The following is a 19,597-nucleotide window of genomic DNA, read 5'->3' as shown; positions in this document are numbered from 1 at the left end:
AAACTAGTTATTATAGTTTTCATTAGGAGCATTAATTTTATGATTGAATCAGAAAAAAATTCAAAAAAAATGATGTGGACCACCCTAGCAATCATGGCCTTTTCGACCGTGTGGGGATTTGGTAACGTAGTTAATGGTTTCATCTACTTTGATGGAACAAAAGTTATTTTTAGTTGGATTTTAATTTTCCTACTATTTTTCGTTCCATATTCATTAATGGTCGGCGAATTAGGATCTGTTTTTAAAGATTCCGAAGGTGGCGTTTCTTCTTGGATTAACGCTACCATGGGACCAAAATGGGCTTATTACGCCGGGTGGACTTTTTGGGCAGTCCATGTTGTTTACATTTCAAGTAAGGGTACTGGTGGTTTAAGAAGTATGGCTTGGGGCATTTTCGGTAATACTAATTGGTATGATAGTTTACCTACTGCCTGGACCCAATTAGCTACTTTAGTTGTCTTCTTATTCTTCTGCTGGGTAGCTAGTCGCGGTGTACCAGTTATTAAGACTTTGTCAACAATCGCTGGATCATCAATGTTTATAATGTCTATTTTATTTATTTTGATGATGTTTGCCGCACCAGCAATTAATCCTCACGCAGGTTTTATGAACATAAGTTGGAATGTGAAGAATCTTATCCCTGACTTTAACGTTAAATACTTTACTTCCTTATCTATTTTAGTTTTTGCCGTAGGGGGTTGTGAAAAAATATCACCTTACGTTAATAAACTGAAAGACCCTTCAAAGAATTTCCCTAAAGCAATGATTGGTTTAGCCATAATGGTTATGGTCTGTGCCATTCTGGGAACAATTGCTTTAGCAATGATGTTTGATCCAAAAGTTGTTAATAATAACCTTAACGAGTACATTTCTAATGGACCTTACATGGCCTTCAACAAGTTAGGTGAATATTATGGGGTTGGCGGCTTATTCATGTATATCTATTCATGGTGTAATGTGATTGGTCAATTCTCTACGTTAGTATTGAGTATTGATGCCCCATTGAGAATGCTTTTAGGTAGTAAAGAAGCGAAGGACTACATACCTAAAAAATTACTCAAAGTTAACAAGCATGGCGCATATATTAATGGTATCTGGATGATCGTCATTCTATCCGGTGGTTTAATTGTCTTCCAAGCTCTACTACCTGATGCGCAAGCAGTTATGGCTCAATTAATTAAGCTTAACTCAATTGTGATGCCAATGCGTTATTTATGGGTATTTGTGGCTTACATTGCTTTACGTAAGCAAATCAAAAAATTCCATACCCCTGGTAATTACCAGATGACTAAACATCAATGGCTAGCATATTCTGCTGGTTTCTGGGCTTTCTTTATTAATTTTGCTTGCTGTCTTTTGGGAGTTTACTCAACCGATCCAGTAACTTTAACGCTAAACATTGCAACACCGATTGTCTTGTTCTTACTCGGGTTAATTTTGCCGGCTATTCGCAATCATCAAGAAAATAAAGCTTAAGCCCAAAGGGCATTTTAAATTGATTTACTTTAAGAACTCATTCTGACCTATAGTCGGAGCGAGTTCTTTTAGTTTGTACTAAAATTCCATTTGAAAGTAAAACTTTAATATAATTTCCCCAATAATTAAACTCACAATTTACTGATAATTTCGCACATGAACAACTTCTTTAAAATTACAGCTAATTACTATCATTCAGCACCTCAACTTCAAACTGATGTTGTTACGCTCTCATAAAAAGTGGCGCCAATAATTAATACCAACAATAAACCCGCAAATAGCTGATTCGCTGTTTGCGGGTTTAGAAAATATTGCTTCATTATTTAAAATTGTTTAGCAAGGTGCCAGACTACTCCGCCAAAACTTGCTAATAATAAAATGCCTCCTAATAAAAAATATAGATTCGCCAGTTTCTGATTGGTGCCAGTCTGTGGTAAAGAATTGTTAGGTGCAGCAGGATGAAGATGCCTTGAGTTAGTAGGTCGAGCTAAGTGATTAACCTTAATCGCCAATTGCTTTTTTGCTTTATTAACTGGGCAAGCTATCTCATAATGACCCAAGTCAGGATCAGTATTCTTAGATTTCTCTATAATAGAAGCACCAGATTGAGGGCTGTCACTAGTAGTAGATTTGGTATACACATAAATAACTACTTGAGGCTGGTCAGTAAAAAATCCAGTCGCATTATCTGGCCGAGTTTTTAATTGATAACCAGCTATTTCCTTGCTCATTGAAATATAGCCATCGCCAACATTACCATGAAGAATCTCATCTGAGGCTATTGTATTACCCTGTGCATCCTGATAATGAATTATTATATCAGCACCTTTAAGTGGGGGCCGACTAGTGCCACTATCCTTTAGCAGAGAATAAACATAGATGACTTCTTGTTCAAATATGCCAAATTTTCCTTGAGCATTGCTAGGCTGGTATTTAAGATAATACTGTGCAATGTTCTTAGGTGTGGTTACATAATTTTCACCAAGTTTCCCAGTTAAAATATCATCCGGCGCTAGCGCTTGATTATTTTCATCAACGTATTTGACTCTGATAACTACATCTGAATCAAGACGAACATAGGTATCCGCATCTTTTTCACCGTGATAGTTTTGCTCTAAATCTGCTGCCGCAAAAACTTTACTACTCTCTGGGGAATTAATCGTACCGCGACCAACATTAGCCCATTTACCACCAGTAGTTGAAAAATAGGTTCTCTGCAAATCAGTAATTTCCGTACCCAGATGAATAATCTTTAACTTAGGTAGCCCCAACATCCAAGATTTGTCCGTAACTTGTTTAGTATTGAAATTTCGAATATTTAATTCTACTAAACTGGCACAATTATCAAACATGGCCATCATACTAGTTACTTTAGCAGTATTGAAGTTGCTCAAATCCAGCTTAGTTAAACTTTTACAAGAATTAAACATAATTTCCATTGTTTCAGTATTTGAAGTGTCAAAATGGCTTAAGTCGAGCTGCTTCAAACTATAGCAATTATGAAACATCCATCTCATATTCTTAACTTGGGCTGTATTAAAGGATGCCAAATCTAATTTAGCAAGACTTTCACACCCATTAAACATACCACCCATATTAGTAACCTGGGCCGTATTAAAGGATTGGATCTTTAAGCTTGTCAAATTACGGCAGTTATTAAACATATCTGACATATCAGTAATTGCCGTAGTATCTACCAGATTTAGCCCTTCAATTGTAGTCAAATTCGGCAATGAGGCAAACAGATAACTTGCCGATCCAGTGATGGTTAAAGGAGCCGTAATTTTTATACTTTTGATATTATTTCGCTCTTGTTGGAGTACTCGAGAAATTGGTAATGGATTATTAACTAGTCCCCCGTTAATTGTCACTACACCCGTAGTTTGATCAAAAGCTAACTGTGAATTTCCCCATTGAATCGGTGCTAGGGCTAGCCTAGGAGTAGGCGGATCAGTTTGCAATTCTGTAGCAATTTGACTAGACTCTTGTCTAGATACATCACTTGTGCCTTGATCTTGGTTTGATTCAAAATAATTAATTTCTTCATTATTACCATTATCTGCACTGGATTGGATCTGATAAGAAGTAACTGTTGCTTGGTCAGTTGCACTAATATTCTGGGTATCTGCTTTAATGACATCAAAGCCAATCATGAACAAGACAAATACGTATATACTAATAAATAATAGCTTTGCTTTAAATGATTTTTTGTTTACGTACATATGAAATATCTCTTTTTAAATAATATAACTCAAGGCACTATAGTTGGGATAATTATTTAACAAAGTATACATAATATCTATTAAATATGCAAGTATGTATACAAAATATATACAAATATATTATTTTTAATTTAGTAAACTTTGTAACAAAAAAAGCGATAAGCCTTAATAGCTTGTCGCTTTCTATGTATAAGCTAAATATATAATAGCAAAATCATTTAAAAGGTTGGCATCTTATTTTTCAGGATTTATTTCTTTCTTAGCGCTCGCTTGTAATGCTTTAAGTTCAGAAACAGATTGAGCTTTCATAACTTTTGATTTATAGTCAGCTGCTGTTTGCTTGATTTTATCTGCATCTCCAGTTGTGTTAGCTTTAACATCCTCATTAATTGATTTAATTACGTCAGCTCTATTTTGCTCAATTTCAATAAGTGAGATAGCCTGATTTTTTACTGTTATAATTTTCTCTAAATCATTAGCTGATTCGAGCTCTTTAAATGCATCATTTTTAATATTTGTAGCATTACTCGTTATTTTTTCTTTATAATCTTGGTCATCAATCGAACTTGCTAAACCAGTTACAAGATCTGATATGTTACTCTTAACTTTATCAATTACATCCTTCTTAAAATGAAACATGTCCATTAAAGCATTAACTGCTTTATAGAAGATACTTTGCGCATTTTCAATATCAGACAATTTACTTGCCTTATCAATTGCAAGATTAGCAATCTGTTGTGCACTATCTAATCCCGTGGAAATTGAACCCGCTGGATCCATAGTTTTATTAACCACACCCTTAATTATAGACATAATATCCTTAATATTGTTTTCTACATTATTTTTTTTAATTTGCAATTCATTTGGAACTACTAGATTACCGTCTTTATCAGTGGCACCCAAATTATCAATTGACTTTAGCCAAGTATTTTTAGCATTTTCAATCAACGCAACATTAGAAGATGCCTTAATTGCCTTTTCAGCACTAGAGCCTAATTTTGTAATTAAATTCTTACGATCAGTTTTATCAATATCACTAGCTTGGCTTTTATCAATATTTCCATTAGCTTCGTCAACTTTAGCTTTAATTTCGTCAATAGCTGCTGTTTGCAAATCTGCTACAGGAATAGCTTTATCAATTACACTAAAGAAACTTTCTCTTGCACTTTTAATTTCTGCAGGCTTTGTAGCTTTATCAATCGCAGCTATCGCAGCTGTAAAAGCACTATTTATTGCATCTTTAGCTGCTTGCTTCTTATCATCAGCTAATTTGTCAGCCACTTTTAATACTGATTCTTTGATATCACTAATTAAATCATGTGCTAAAGTTCTTTGCTCTTTAAATGCATCTGAAACAGTAACTAAGTTTTGAATAGTATCAGTCCATGTATTTTTTAAACTTTCAATTAATGCAGCGTTAGAAGCACTGTCGATAGCCTTCTTGGCACCTTTTACTGCATCTGCAACTAATTCTTTACGAATTGCTTTATCATTCTCATTAGTTAACTTGTCTATAGCTGCATTAGCTGCTGCGGCAGCATTATCAATTGCGGCATTAGCAACGTTCTTTAAAACTTTCAGCGTATCTTCTGAAATACTGGTGCTTTTAGCATTAATACTGTCAACACCTTCTTTTTGAGCCTTAGCAACTTCTTCTGCAGTCTTAGCATTATTAATTGCATCTTTAGCCTGAGTAGCTACTGTGTCAACTGCATTCTTGGCTTCCACCTTTTGGGCATCATTTAAAGCAATATCCTTACTAATTCTTTCTTTAGTAGCAGTTACTGCATCATCAATTGCAACCTTAGCTGTTTGTTTAATTTTAGCAAGTTCTTCTGCATTAGTAATAGCTTGCTTGCCGGATTCCACTTCCTTAGAAATTTCATCAGTTGATTTAGCTGCGGCAATTTTACTCTTTATCGTTTCAACTACCTTATCAATTGCAGTTGCGCCTTCTACATTATCTTTGCCAATTGAAGCTTTTGCTCTAGCTGCGGCACCAATAATTTCTGACTCTGCCTGATATTTTGGAAGGGCTAGGTTAATAGCATCTTTCCCACTAGCTATAGCTGCAGTTATATCAGCTAATGATTTACTACTATTAATCTTTTCAACAGCATTATTTTCAGCATCATCAATTACTTTATTTTCAGCAGCTAAAACATCTTCTGGTAAATCTTTACCAATGTTACCTTTAGCAGCTTTTGCAATATCCTCTATTGTTTCAATTGCTGTAGCCTTAGCTTCTTCCAAAGAAATTTCTGTACTACTTGGAACTTGTTTTCTAATTTCATTTACAGCCGTAGCCTTTAATTGTAAGACTTCTTTATCTGTTTTTCCTTGTTCAATTGCAGCCTTACCTTCACTTAAAGCCTTGTTTATCGCGTTAATTGCTTTAGCCTTATCAGCATCAGATAAAATGGATGAAACAATTTTTAATCTAGCTTCATTTGCGGCATCTTCTAAGACACTGGCTGCTGCAGCTTTAGCTTCTTTTAAGGTATCTGCTGGAACTTGTTTTCTGATTTCATTTACAGCCTTAGTCTTAATTTGTAATACTTCTTCAACTGTATTACCTTGTTCAACTGCAACCTTACCTTCACTTAGGGCCTTGTTCACTGCATCAATTGCTTTAGCCTTATCATCTTTTGATAGACTGGAAGAAGTAATCTGTACTCTAGCTTCGTTTGCGGCATCTTCTAAGACACTAGCTGCTGCAGCTTTAGCTTCTTTCAAGGTATCTGCTGGAACTTGTTGCTTGATTTTAGCTACAGTCTGCGCCTTCATTTGTAAGACTTCTTCAACTGTATTACCTTGTTCAACAGCAACTTTACCTTCACTTAAGGCCTTGTTCACTGCATCAATTGCTTTAGCCTTATCATCTTTTGATAGACTAGAAGAAGTAATCTGTACTCTAGCTTCGTTTGCGGCATCATCTAAAACACTAGCTGCTGCAGCTTTAGCTTCTTTCAAGGTATCTGCTGGAACTTGTTGCTTGATTTTAGCTACAGTCTGCGCCTTCATTTGTAAGACTTCTTCAACTGTATTACCTTGTTCAATCGCAGTCTTACCTTCACTTAGGACCTTATTCACTGCATCAATTGCCTTAGCCTTGTCGGCTGCAGATAAATTGGATGAAACAATTTTTAATCTAGCTTCATTTGCGGCATCTTCTAAGACACCAACGGCCATTAATTTTTGATCTTCTAAGGAGTCACCTGGCTTAGTTGTATCTTTAGCATTAACATTAGCAACACCATCTTTTTGAGCTTTAGCAATTTCTTCAATTGTCTTGGCATTGTTAATTGCAGCCTTAGCTTGACTAGCTACAGCATCAACCGCTTTATTAGCTGCTGCTTTTTGTGCATCAGTTAAACTAGCATTCTTACCAATTCTGGTCTTAGTTGCTGTTGCTGCATCATCAATGGCCTTAGTTGCAACTGCTTTAGCATCTTTCATGGTATCAACTGGATTATTAGTATTGCCTGTACCAGTATTCGAACTTGAACCAGAATTATTTGTATTTGTGTTGTTAGAGCTTGGGTTATTAGTATTTTCAGCTGGTTTATTGTTATCAGCTGGTTTATTAGTATCTGTTGCTGGCATGTTCGTCTTGTTGTTTGGAACTTCTTCGGCAACTTTCTTAGCCAAAGCCTTTACCGCAACATAACCCTTACCAGTTGAGTAATACTTTTTACCCTTAATAGTTACAGCAGTACCATAAACTTTAACGCTTTGCCCTTTACGTAACTTGCTATTTTTAATTACTTTACCGCTTCTAGCATACAAAGCTACACTCTTAGCAAGCTGACGGGTTTTACCATCAAGGTTAGCAGCCTTAACATATTGGTCTTTACCAATACTGTAATATGCCACACCAGCAATGGTCTTTTTACCATAAGTCTTAACTTTCTTACCAGCACTAATAGTCTGCTTAGTCTTAACTACTTTTTTACCAGCTTTTTTGTAAACAGCAGAAGTTGCACCAACAACCTTGGTTTTTGCAACAACTTTCTTAGCTGATTTTACTGTAGCAGCGCTAACATTATTAGTAGCAGTAGTGCTTTCAGTAACGCCAACGGATAATAGTGCAGCACCAGCTACAGAAATTATCATTTTTTTATAAAAACTATTTTTACTCATTATTTCTAAACCTCACAAACCTAAGCAAGTTATTAACAGTAACTTAAGTAGCAAGCATTAATTAAATTGTAAAAATTCTGTTATCTTCATTGCGTGTGTAATTTACCATTACCAATGTGACTATTTATGTTAGATTAGTCATCTTATACACATGTATAATTAAAAATCTATCCCTTTCAACTGCCACTATTATTAGAGCCAATTATCATACAAAGAAGTAACCAAATTAATGCTTAGCGCTTACTTTACTGTTAAAGCAGTTGCTCACAGCAAACACTTTTCATTGGTGATAATTTGTTATAAATAGTTAATGAATATACAGACAACTGTGCAATTATATCTATACATCAAAAACTGAATATAAAATTACTATGTTTATGTTAGCTCTATCAGCCAAGTAGTTGAAGTTTATATAAAATCAAATTTAATTAGCAATATAAAAGGGTACAAATATACATATCAAATGTTATTTTTAAATAATAATCAAGCGCTTAAATTTGCTTATATACCAAAGATTCCAGTATACGCTTTCAGAATATAAATTGATATAATAATTAATTATTTATGTCAATTATTGGATTTTTTTAAGTTTTAATAACATTTATTATTAAATAGATTAACCTTTTAATAATTTTTTATTTTTAGCAAGCTTAAATTTTAGCAACAAAAAAAGAGCTAAAAAGCTCTTTTTTTGTTTCGACTACTTACTTAATAGCCATACTTTCTAATAATTCTGCTCGTTGAGCCAGATTAACATATAATTTATTCCCACTAACTGACATTCCCTCAATTTCGCGTCCAGTATCGAATGAGTAAGTTTGCTTTAAAGTACCATCACGACCGAGTTTAAAAATTAAATCATTAAAAGCTAAATAGAAATTTTTGTGTTTAGGATCATAAGTAAGGCCTTGGCAGGGGGCATTGTTATTAACAAAACTACCACTAGTCTTACCCACTAATTTAGGATACCAATTATCACCACTGCGTGTTAATTGCCAAAATTCATAGCAATTATTTTTAGTATCACGGTAAACGGTGTACATCTCATAATCAGACATCATTACTCCATTTTGGAAATAACGCGGATTAGTTTGATCACCAACCCAGGTTTTAATTGTCCAAATTTTATTGATTTGTAAGTCACTTTTACGTATTTGAATTAATTCTTCTGAATCAGGTCGTCCATCACGAATCGTATTTATATTATTTAAAACATAAATATATTTATCACTAGCCCCCATGGCTTGACCATGCCCAATTGGAATATATGGACTAACCTTAATATGTTTGACATAATTGTTAAAAGCTTTTTGGGACATATCAAGTAAGTGTTGCGCATTATAAGGACTCTTTAAATTATTTAAGTCATAACCAACAATATGGCCATTATTTAAGTTTGTATGACTTAAAAGACTAGTATAAGCCCAACCTTGTGAAACAGTTAATCCTTCTGGAATATGCCCTACACGGTTAATATTATCATCACTTGGATCTTTAACACTTAACAAAACAGGTTGATAAAAGCGCGTTCTAAGTGTTAAGTCGCCACTAGTTAATTCGCGCGAATCATTTTCGGGGCTATATTCATTAGGGCTGATGTAGTTAACAGAAGAACCATAATGTGTTTTCCAAGTTTTATAGTCATTAGTCCCTTCCTGGGCCGGAAAAGAATTGACTACTTCAGCGTCAGCAATACCTTCTGTAGTACTCTTTCTGACGGTAACTTTTACGGTCGCAGAAGTATCACCGTAAGTATATTTAACTTTATAAGTTTTAGGAGTAGCGCAATCAATACTATCTCTTGAAACCTGAACTTGTTCATTATCGATTACTGTACCCATGCCGTTAGTTACGTATGAGATTGCATCTTTAGGGAAAAAGCTATAATACTCATTACGTACCAGACTTACAGTCTTGGGTACGGCAATTTGATTACGGGCAAAGAATTTTTCATTAACATAGCCTACTTCACGACCGTTTACATATATACGCCAGTAGCGATTTTTCTTAGTTTCAATTAATTGATCTGATTGAATATGGCTATAACGATAGTTAATTCCATCAGCGATTTTTTTGCTAACTTTACCATCAACTACATCTTGCCATACCGCATAATTCTTAGTACCGGCAACTTTAGTCATCATTGAAAAACCTGTAATAGTTTGCTTAGGTTTAGTTTTTCTTTGGACTGCTGACTGATTATCATCAGTCTTATCCTTGTCAGAGCTATCAGTCTTATCCCTGTCTCGACTGTTTGAATCATCACTATCAGATTTAGTATCATCAACTGACTTACTAGCATCATCTTGCTCTTGATCTTGCCTTTGTGCTTGCGAATCACTTGCATCTGCCGCTAGAACTGAAACAGTTGCTAATTGACTTGAAACAGCAAAATTTGACAATAATAGTGTAATCGCAGCTAATTTTTTAAAAAGCTTCAAAATAGTTCCTCCAAAATTTTAAATTCACTTTATATTATAATATAAAAATAACATTACAGAGAATACAAATTTGATACACTTTCATTGACAGCACTTAATGTAAGTGATTTAATTAGCACTGTACTATTTAGAGTGCTAATATTTTTAATTTAAACTAGGAGGTAGAAAAGATGCTAGTACCTACAGTTATCGAACAAACTGCACGTGGTGAACGTGCTTATGACATCTATTCACGCTTATTAAAGGACCGCATTATTATGCTTAGCGGTGAAATTAATGACGACATGGCTAATACAATAATCGCACAATTATTGTTTCTTGACGCCCAAGACAATACTAAAGACATTTCTCTTTATATTAATTCTCCTGGTGGTGTAATCACCTCCGGCTTGGCAATTATGGACACCATGAATTTCATTAAATCTGATGTTTCCACTATTGCAATTGGTATGGCTGCTTCAATGGCCTCCATCCTTTTAACCAGTGGAGCTAAGGGAAAGCGGTTTGCTTTGCCAAATTCAACAGTCTTGATTCATCAACCTTTAGGTGGAGCTCAAGGACAGCAAACTGATATTCAAATTGCAGCCAATGAAATTTTGAAGAGTCGTGAGAAGATTAACAAGATTTTGCATGAAACTACCGGGCAACCACTTGAGAAAATTCAAAAAGATACTGAACGTGATAATTATCTAACAGCTGAAGAAGCTAAAGATTACGGCCTAATTGATGAAATTATGGTTAATCAAAAACAAGATTAGTAAAATAAAAAAAGCCCCCTTTTACTGGGAGCTTTTTTTATTACTAATCTTGCAGACTTTGCGCCAAATCATGCAATTTTTTTAAGCGGTGATTGGCACCTGATTTAGAAATTGGACCATCTGGTATTTGCTGGGCTAGCTCCTTTAAAGACAATTCCGGATTAGCTAACCTAAGCCGGGCAATCGTCTGTAATTTTTCTGGAATATTTTCTAAACCAATTTTACGTTCAATTAATTCAATGTCTTCGACTTGCTTAGCCGCCGCAGTAGCTGTCTTTTTTAAGTTAGCCGTATCACAATTAACTAACCGATTAACTGAATTACGCATATCCCGCATAATACGTAAATCTTCAAACGATAACATTGCGTTAAAAGCCCCAACGATATGCAAAAAATCGCCAATTTTCTCTGCTTCTTTTAAGTAAACAATAAAACCACGCCGCCGTTTAGTCGTCTTAGCATTAAGATGAAAATAGTGATTCATTAATTCCAACAAGTCATTATTATGATCCTCATAAGCTGAATAAATTTCTAAATGATATCTACTAGTTTCAGGATTATTCACACTACCACTAGCCAAAAAAGCCCCCCGTAAATAAGACATAGCACCTTCACGGGAAGAGGTAATTCGGGGAGGAACTCGCGTAATTATCCCTAAATCAGCAGCTAAGATTTCTAGATTAGTTAGAATTTCATGAACATGATTTTGCAAACGAACTAAGTATTGATTATTTTTTTTCAATTTCATTTTACGTGAAACAATCAAAAGTGGTTCTACTTTATAAGCCGTTTTTATCAAGGAAAAAATTCGGCGGGCAATTGCTGGATTTTCAGTAGTAATATCAAGACTATACCGGTGATCATGAAAATTCAAAACACCATTCATACGTAAAAAAGCAGCCAGCTCCGCCTTAGCATGTTCTGGATGAATTGTTAATGAAGTTAATTCTTTCTTCACCTTGCTTGCATAGCTTGCCATTATTTAACTATTCCTTTCTACGAGACATTGCAGCAAAAGCCAAATTAATAATCTCCTTAGCTACTTTTTGTCCATCATGAAAAACTAACCCACTACGTTGATCAATAAAATCATCAGTAATTACGCGGCTACCTTGCGCACGTAAACCAGCAAAATCGTTTTTAACTGGTTCAATATACGCATCATAATCTTTAGGATTAAATTTAGACATATCAATTTTGGCCCCATTAACCAAGGTAGTGTTAATATAATGCCCTCCTAAGTGCTTATTAATTACTGAAACATGCTCGCAATCAGAAAAATGGTCTGTTTCACCTAGCTGAGTCATAATATTGCATATATAAATAACTTCAGCTTCAGTTTGACGCACTGCTTCGCCCAAGTTAGGGATCATTAAATTAGGTAAAATCGAAGTGAATAAACTACCCGGTCCTAATACTACTGCATCAGCCTGCATAATAGCATCAAGTACAGGTGGCACTGCCTCAGGTTCGGCCGCCAAATTAGTATTAGTTACCCACACTCGTTTAATTCTCTTATCTTGATTAGTAATTTCTTTTTCACCAGCTTGAATTGTGCCATCAATAAATTCTGCATTTAAAGTTAACGGTTCATTAGAAGCTGGAAAAACATGACCATCAACCCGCATCATTCTGGAAAGGGATTGAACGGCATCAAAAATATTACCATGCATTTCGTTTAAAGCAGCAATAATTAAATTACCAATTGCATGACCAGAAAAGAAAGAATCAGATGAATCAAAGCGATATTGAAAAATATCCTTTTCTTCTTGCGATATTTCACTCAAAGAAACTAAAACATTCCGAATATCACCTGGTGGAACAACATTAATAAAATTACGAATTGAGCCTGATGAACCGCCATCATCAGATACGGTAACAATAGCGGTAATTTCGGCATTTTGATCTTTTAAAGCATTTAAAACCACGGGTAGGCCGGTGCCACCACCAATCACCACAACTTGTGGTCGTCTACTTTTAGTTATCCGAACTACTTTTGCATCTTCATACTTCATACTTTACCTTTTTCTAATATAACGACTAATTTCACGATGGGTAAGATCAACTGTATAATTATTGGCTAAATCATGAGCCAGTTGCTTAGCAATTGCAACACTACGGTGTTGACCACCAGTACAGCCAATAGCAATTGTCAGCTTCGCCTTACCTTCCTTAATGTAACTTGGTAAGGTACACTCAATTAGGTTAAGCAGTTTATGATAAAAAACTTGCGTTTCTTCTTTATTCATTACATAATCAAAAACTCGTCTATCAAGACCCGTAAATGGTCTAAGTTCAGGCAAATAAAAAGGATTCGGCAAAAAACGAACATCCATTACAATATCTGCATCGATGGGGAGACCATATTTAAAGCCAAATGACATTACTTCAACTGAAAATGGCTGTTTTGCTTGATCACTAAACTCATTAAGCAATTTTTGCTTTAGTTGTTGTGGAGACAAATCTGAAGTATCAATTATATAATTAGCACGGTTCTTAATACCTGTTAGTATCTGACGTTCTTCTAAAATACCATCAAGCAAACGTCCGCTTTTACCTAATGGTGGAATTCTCCTAGTCTCCTTGTAGCGGGCAACTAAAGTGTCATCAGCCGCTTCCAAAAAAACAATGATTGAACGAACACTACCATTATCTTCTAATGAATTTACTTCATTGAGCAAATCTTTATAAAAATTTTTAACGCGTAAATCTACAACGACTGCCACTTTAGTAAAATCATCTGAATTAACAATCAGTTCCCAAAAGCTAGGTAAAAGCGTCGGTGGTAAATTATCAACAACAAAATACCCCATATCTTCTAAGGCATGTGATGCTACAGTTTTACCGGCACCACTCATTCCCGTTACAATCAGTAACTGCTTTTTTTCATCAGCCATTTCATAAGTCTCCTATCATCTAAATTATAGCACACACAGTTTTCATATTTTTTTATAAAAAAAAAGTTCTCAAACGAACTTTTCATCTATAACAATTAACGATTTCCAAATGCTGCTACAATCTCACTTACTCCAAAAATTAATAACCAGAATGAAACTAGCCAAATTAGAGTTAATGCCGATAATGCTGGGTTAAACATCATCCCAATGGCGATAAATAAGCTTAAAACACTCAAAATCATATTAATCCAAAAGTAAGGACCTAATGTACTTTTTAGATGCCAGCTAAAGCTAATACCTGATACGGAATCAAATAAAAACCAAAAAGCAAATAAATAAGCAATAGTCAGTCCTGCGGCATCATACGAATAGAGAAATAAAATACCAATTATAATATCAATAACTCCAGAAACAATTGCTAGCCAACTAAAGGAAATAAAATAACGTAAATGACTATAAACTGCTAACCAAACAAAACCTTGAACAATCGACAAGATAGCAAAAAGTAATACAAAGGCATGTAAAGCTCGGCCAGGATGAAGTATCAAGAATAGCCCAGCAACAACCATTAGTACACCAGCTATTAAAGCAGCCCAGTTAAAGCCATGCTTTTCCCTATAAGTAGAAAAATTATCCATCTCTTTTCCCCCTTGAAGAGTATTCTACACTGTATTAAAAATAATTACTATTTGTTTGCTTTTTTGTTAGCGCTTTCTGTTAAAATTTTGTCACGCTCCAGCACTGGTTTAAGGTATTGTCCGGTATAGCTTTCTTTAACTTGAACAAGTTTTTCTGGAGTTCCAGTTGCAATAATTGTGCCACCTCTTTCTCCTCCTTCAGGTCCTAAATCAATCAACCAATCTGCACTTTTAATAACATCTAAATTATGTTCAATAATTAAAACAGTATTTCCTTGATCTACTAACCTTTGGAGCACCTCAAGTAAACGCTTAATATCATCCGTATGTAACCCAGTGGTTGGCTCATCTAAGATATAAAAGTTTTTACCAGTTGAAAGTTTTTGTAGTTCAGCCGCTAACTTCATCCGTTGAGCTTCACCACCAGATAATGTAGTAGCAGACTGACCTAATTTAACATAACCCAAGCCCACATCAACAATTGTTTGTAGCTTGCGCGCAATCTTCGGAATGTTTTTAAAAAAGTCACACGCATCAACAATTGTCATGCCTAACACCTGTGCAATGTTTTTATTACGGTAAGTTACCTCAAGTGTTTCTGAATTATAACGATTGCCATGACAAATTTCACACGGTACATAAACGTCCGGTAAAAAGTTCATTTCAATCTTAATAATTCCATCCCCATGACACGCTTCACAACGTCCACCTTTGACATTAAATGAAAATCTTGCTTTAGTGTAGCCTCGTAACTTGGCTTCATTAGTCTGCGCAAAAAGCGAGCGAATATCATCAAAAACGCTAGTATAAGTTGCCGGGTTACTTCTTGGAGTTCGCCCAATTGGACTTTGATCAATATCAATAACTTTCTCAATATTCTTATACCCGCTAATGCTCTGATATTTACCAGGTTTAGTTTGATTGCGATTTAACTTTTGCGCTAATACCCTTTTCAAAATCATATTAATCAAAGTTGACTTTCCTGAACCGGAAACCCCAGTTACTACTATTAATTTACCTAGTGGGAAGTCTACCTTTATATTTTTAAGATTGTTTTCCGCTGCTCCAGTTATAGTTATCTTTTTGCCATTACCCTTACGCCTTGTTAAAGGAACCGGTACAAATTTTTTACCAGCTAGATATTGGCCGGTTAGTGATTTGGTATTTTTTTCAACTTCTTTTGGTGTGCCAGCAGCCATAATTTTACCACCAAAACTACCAGCACCTGGTCCCATATCAATTAAATAATCTGCCTGGCGCATAGTTTCATCATCATGTTCAACCACAATTAGGGAGTTCCCCAAATCACGCATTCTTTTTAGGGCAGCAATCAAGCGATCATTATCACGTTGATGCAGACCAATCGAGGGTTCATCTAAGACATACATTACACCTGATAAATTAGACCCAATTTGGGTAGCTAATCTTATACGTTGCGCTTCACCACCAGATAAAGTATTAGCAGTTCGTGATAAAGTCAGATAATCAAGGCCCACGCTATCTAGGAAAGTTAAGCGATCACGCACTTCTTTTAAAATTGGCTTAGCAATAACTTCTTCTTGCTCACTAAGCTGAATATGATTAAAAAATTCTATGGCTTTACTAATCGCTAAATTTGATGTTTCCGCAATATCTTTACCCATTATTTTAACAGCTAAAGCTTTGCAATTTAACCGCTTGCCATGACAGGTTGAGCAAGTTAATTCTGCCATATACTTGGCCATCACATCACGCATAAATTTAGACATAGGATGCAAATAACGCTTTTCCACATTCTCCATTACGCCCTCAAAAGGAGCAGTTGTATCATTAACACCAAAATCACCAGTCACATGAAATTTTATTTTTTTAGTTGAACCATGCAAAATTATTTCTTTTTGTCTTTTGGTTAATTTTCCAAAGGGCTTATCTAGCGGTATCTTTAAGGCAGCGCAAGCTTGAGTTAGCATTTCACTGTAGTATTTAGAATTTTTCCATGGTGCAATTGCCCCTGCTGCCAAGGTTTTACTTTGATCCGGAATAACTAATTCTTCATCTACCGCTAATTTTATGCCTAAACCGTCACAATCTGGACAAGCACCAAAAGGAGCATTAAACGAAAAAAGTCGTGGTTCCATTTCGCCAACTGTAAAGCCACATTTCGGACAAGCGTAGTATTCTGAAAAGTTGAGCATCTCACTATTAATCACGTCCACATTCATATATCCATCAGACAAGCGCAACGCTGCTTCTACTGAGTCAAATAAACGCGAGCGAATACCATCTTTAATAACTAAGCGATCAACTACAATATCAATAGTATGCCTTTTATTTTTATCAAGCGTAAAATCATCACCGATTTCATGCATCTCACCATCAACAATTACACGGACATAACCTGCACGTTGAACACGCTTAAAGACCTCTTGGTGGGCACCGCGCTTAGCTCGAATAACCGGGGCTAGCAATTGAATTCGACTCCGATCAGGTAATTCTAAAATACGGTCAACCATTTGTTCGGCTGATTGCCGTTCAATTGGGGTTTGATCATTGGGACAAATTGGATGACCAACTCGTGCCCATAATAATCGCAGATAATCATTAATCTCAGTCACTGTACCAACAGTTGAACGTGGATTATGCGATGTGGTTTTTTGATCAATCGAAATTGCGGGATTTAAGCCATCAATTGCATCAACGTCAGGCTTATCCATTTGTCCTAAAAACTGTCTTGCATAACTTGAAAGTGATTGGACATAACGTCTTCGTCCCTCAGCATATAGGGTATCAAAAGCTAATGAACTTTTACCTGAACCAGATAAACCAGTTATTACAACTAATTTGTCCTTAGGAATTGTTAAGCTAATATTTTTTAAATTATGTTCTCGTGCACCACGAATAACAATTTGATTATTTGCCATTTATTTTATTTCCTTTTTTGATACTTGGTTTTCTAGTAGAACTCTCCAATTCCATTATTGCATCACGCAAAGTGGCTGCTCCTTCAAAATCCAATTTTTTAGCAGCTTGCTGCATTTGCTGACGCAAGTCTTTAATCATTGTTTTCTTTTGTTTAGCATTCAATTCGTCAAAATTTAAATCAGCAAAGCTTTCATTTTGTTCTTCATCAACTGCTTTAGTTGCCGAAATAACTGCTCTAATTGGTTTAATAATTGTCTGCGGTTTAAGTTGATGTTCTTCGTTAAATTTAATTTGTAAGTCACGTCTACGCTTAGTTGACTCAATTGCTTGGCGCATTGAGTCAGTAATCGTATCCGCATACAAAATAACTTCACCATTTGCATTACGTGAAGCTCGCCCCATTGTTTGAACTAAGGGACGATAAGCCCGCAAAAAGCCTTCTTTGTCAGCATCTAGAATAGCCACTAGGGAAACTTCTGGTACATCAATTCCCTCACGCAACAAATTAATCCCAATTAAAACATCATACTTACCTTCTCGTAAATCATGCAAAATTTGCATCCGTTCTAGTGTTTTAACATCTGAATGTAAATATTGCACTTTAATTCCAATATCTTTTAAATAATCCGTTAAATCTTCAGCCATTTTTTTGGTTAAGGTTGTTACAAAAACACGTTCGTTATGGTCAATGCGTTGATTGATTTCTCCAACTAAATCATCAATTTGACCTGCAACTGGTCGAACATCAATTTTAGGATCAAGCAACCCTGTCGGCCGAATTATCTGCTCCACCTTGTGATCTGTCCGCGCTAACTCATAATCACCTGGAGTAGCTGAAACATATAAAATTTGATTAACATGCTGCTCAAATTCTGCTATTTTTAGTGGCCGGTTATCAAGGGCTGAGGGTAAACGAAAGCCATAATCAATCAGGGTCTTTTTTCGGTTACGGTCACCATTATACATGGCCCGAATTTCAGGCATTGTAGCATGCGACTCATCAATCAAAATTAAAAAATCATCTGGAAAGAAATCTAACAGTGTATAGGGCGGTTCACCTTCTTTTCGCCCTTCCATATGCCGCGAATAATTTTCAATCCCGTTAGTGTAGCCTACTTCACCCATCATTTCGAGATCGAAAGTTGTCCGCTGTTTAATCCGTTCCGCTTCTAATAGTTTACCTTGTCCCTCAAATTCTTTTACCTGAACTTTCATTTCTTGCGAAATTGCCTTAATAGCACGCCGCAATTGTTCTTCATTAGTCATGAAATGAGTGGCAGGAAAAAGTGAAATACTTTCTCTTTCGCCTATTACTTCACCAGTTAGGGAATCTATCTCCACAATCCGGTCAATTTCATCACCAAAAAATTCAATTCGATAAGCATGATTAGAATTTCCAGCTGGAAAAATTTCCACTACATCCCCACGGACACGAAAACGTCCCCGCTGAAAATCGATATCATTACGGTCATATTGAATATTGACTAAATTTCGCAAAAGCGTATTGCGCCCATAGTCATCACCCTCATGAACCGTAATTACACTAGCAGAATATTCCTTAGGATCGCCTAAACCATAAATACATGAAACAGAGGCAACCACAATTACGTCATTGCGCTCCATTAAATCACTAGTTGCTTGATGACGTAACTGATCGATTTCATCGTTAATAGCGGAGTCCTTTTCAATGTATGTGTCGGATTGAGGCACATAAGCCTCTGGCTGATAATAATCATAATATGAAACAAAATAATCAACTGCATTATTAGGAAAAAATTCCTTGAATTCACCATAAAGTTGGCCAACTAACGTTTTATTATGTGAAATAACCAAAGTTGGTTTATTAAGTTGAGCAATAATATTAGCCATCGTAAAAGTTTTACCTGTCCCGGTGGCCCCTTCAAGAATCTGCTCTTTATATCCATTGTTAAAGCCAGCTGTTAGTTTAGTAATTGCCTGCTCTTGATCGCCCGCAGGCTTAAACTTAGATACAAGCTCAAATTTTCGTTTTTCTTGTCGTTTAATCATAGAAAGGCTCCTTCTAAAAAAGTTGGACATTCACAGTCCAACTCTCAATTGACAGATATTATTTTACGCTCTCGAACATATTTTCGCACAATA

General features: G+C 35.6%; 11 protein-coding genes. 2 read left to right on the top strand and 9 right to left on the bottom strand.

Translation table 11 applies throughout. The annotated features are described in order from the left end of the window. Nucleotides 1-39 precede the first annotated feature (39 nt). Nucleotides 40-1,476 (top strand): APC family permease, encoded by a 1,437-nt coding sequence (locus F5ESL0237_RS02485; RefSeq protein ID WP_118897981.1) that lies wholly within the window; start codon nucleotides 40-42, stop codon nucleotides 1,474-1,476. 323 nt (nucleotides 1,477-1,799) lie between these two features. Here the strand turns inward: F5ESL0237_RS02485 and F5ESL0237_RS02480 are convergent, their stop codons facing one another. The 3 genes from F5ESL0237_RS02480 to F5ESL0237_RS02470 form a co-directional block, all read right to left on the bottom strand. After that, a complete protein-coding gene (locus tag F5ESL0237_RS02480) occupies nucleotides 1,800-3,698 on the bottom strand; it encodes a BspA family leucine-rich repeat surface protein (protein WP_122024540.1) in 1,899 nt (632 codons plus the stop codon). A 234-nt stretch (nucleotides 3,699-3,932) separates the two neighbouring features. Continuing rightward, on the bottom strand, nucleotides 3,933-7,841 hold the full coding sequence (locus F5ESL0237_RS02475; RefSeq protein ID WP_122024539.1) for a DUF1542 domain-containing protein: 3,909 nt from the start codon (nucleotides 7,839-7,841) through the stop codon (nucleotides 3,933-3,935). Nucleotides 7,842-8,545: 704 nt separating this feature from the next. After that, nucleotides 8,546-10,282 (bottom strand): SH3-like domain-containing protein, encoded by a 1,737-nt coding sequence (locus F5ESL0237_RS02470; protein WP_233551855.1) that lies wholly within the window; start codon nucleotides 10,280-10,282, stop codon nucleotides 8,546-8,548. Nucleotides 10,283-10,452: 170 nt separating this feature from the next. Between F5ESL0237_RS02470 and clpP the strand changes: the two genes are divergently transcribed. After that, nucleotides 10,453-11,040, top strand: a complete 588-nt coding sequence (clpP, locus tag F5ESL0237_RS02465) for an ATP-dependent Clp endopeptidase proteolytic subunit ClpP (protein ID WP_122021484.1) — start codon at nucleotides 10,453-10,455, stop codon at nucleotides 11,038-11,040. 43 nt (nucleotides 11,041-11,083) lie between these two features. Here clpP and whiA read toward each other — a convergent pair whose 3' ends face one another. From whiA to uvrB, 6 genes are all read right to left on the bottom strand, one after another. Then, nucleotides 11,084-12,019, bottom strand: a complete 936-nt coding sequence (gene whiA, locus F5ESL0237_RS02460) for a DNA-binding protein WhiA (protein ID WP_122021483.1) — start codon at nucleotides 12,017-12,019, stop codon at nucleotides 11,084-11,086. A 7-nt stretch (nucleotides 12,020-12,026) separates the two neighbouring features. Beyond that, the gene (yvcK, locus tag F5ESL0237_RS02455) at nucleotides 12,027-13,055 is read right to left on the bottom strand and encodes a gluconeogenesis factor YvcK family protein (protein WP_122021482.1); all 1,029 of its coding nucleotides are present in this window, start codon (nucleotides 13,053-13,055) and stop codon (nucleotides 12,027-12,029) included. Nucleotides 13,056-13,058: 3 nt separating this feature from the next. Continuing rightward, nucleotides 13,059-13,937, bottom strand: a complete 879-nt coding sequence (rapZ, locus tag F5ESL0237_RS02450) for an RNase adapter RapZ (RefSeq protein WP_122021481.1) — start codon at nucleotides 13,935-13,937, stop codon at nucleotides 13,059-13,061. Nucleotides 13,938-14,032: 95 nt separating this feature from the next. Continuing rightward, entirely contained in the window at nucleotides 14,033-14,575 is a 543-nt protein-coding gene (locus F5ESL0237_RS02445; protein ID WP_122021480.1) for an HdeD family acid-resistance protein, read from the bottom strand. A gap of 47 nt (nucleotides 14,576-14,622) precedes the next feature. Then, nucleotides 14,623-17,475, bottom strand: coding sequence for an excinuclease ABC subunit UvrA (uvrA, locus tag F5ESL0237_RS02440; protein ID WP_122024538.1), 2,853 nt, complete (start codon nucleotides 17,473-17,475; stop codon nucleotides 14,623-14,625). Then, the gene (gene uvrB, locus F5ESL0237_RS02435; protein ID WP_122024537.1) at nucleotides 17,465-19,504 is read right to left on the bottom strand and encodes an excinuclease ABC subunit UvrB; all 2,040 of its coding nucleotides are present in this window, start codon (nucleotides 19,502-19,504) and stop codon (nucleotides 17,465-17,467) included. The genes uvrA and uvrB overlap by 11 nt, the downstream gene beginning before the upstream one ends. Nucleotides 19,505-19,597: the final 93 nt, after the last annotated feature.

It is taken from the genome of Lactobacillus sp. ESL0237, assembly GCF_003692985.1.
GTDB classification, from domain to species: domain Bacteria; phylum Bacillota; class Bacilli; order Lactobacillales; family Lactobacillaceae; genus Lactobacillus; species Lactobacillus bombicola.
Note: the sequence above shows the minus strand (reverse complement) of the source record. Positions and strands in the feature narration are given on the sequence as shown.

Excerpts from the sequence above, each read along its gene's own strand:
- uvrB (WP_122024537.1), bottom strand. The coding sequence starts at position 19,504 with ATGATTAAACGACAAGAAAAACGAAAATTTGAGCTTGTATCTAAGTTT.
- rapZ (WP_122021481.1), bottom strand. The coding sequence starts at position 13,937 with ATGGCTGATGAAAAAAAGCAGTTACTGATTGTAACGGGAATGAGTGGT.
- clpP (WP_122021484.1), top strand. The coding sequence starts at position 10,453 with ATGCTAGTACCTACAGTTATCGAACAAACTGCACGTGGTGAACGTGCT.
- F5ESL0237_RS02475 (WP_122024539.1), bottom strand. The coding sequence starts at position 7,841 with ATGAGTAAAAATAGTTTTTATAAAAAAATGATAATTTCTGTAGCTGGT.
- whiA (WP_122021483.1), bottom strand. The coding sequence starts at position 12,019 with ATGGCAAGCTATGCAAGCAAGGTGAAGAAAGAATTAACTTCATTAACA.
- uvrA (WP_122024538.1), bottom strand. The coding sequence starts at position 17,475 with ATGGCAAATAATCAAATTGTTATTCGTGGTGCACGAGAACATAATTTA.
- yvcK (WP_122021482.1), bottom strand. The coding sequence starts at position 13,055 with ATGAAGTATGAAGATGCAAAAGTAGTTCGGATAACTAAAAGTAGACGA.
- F5ESL0237_RS02480 (WP_122024540.1), bottom strand. The coding sequence starts at position 3,698 with ATGTACGTAAACAAAAAATCATTTAAAGCAAAGCTATTATTTATTAGT.
- F5ESL0237_RS02485 (WP_118897981.1), top strand. The coding sequence starts at position 40 with ATGATTGAATCAGAAAAAAATTCAAAAAAAATGATGTGGACCACCCTA.
- F5ESL0237_RS02445 (WP_122021480.1), bottom strand. The coding sequence starts at position 14,575 with ATGGATAATTTTTCTACTTATAGGGAAAAGCATGGCTTTAACTGGGCT.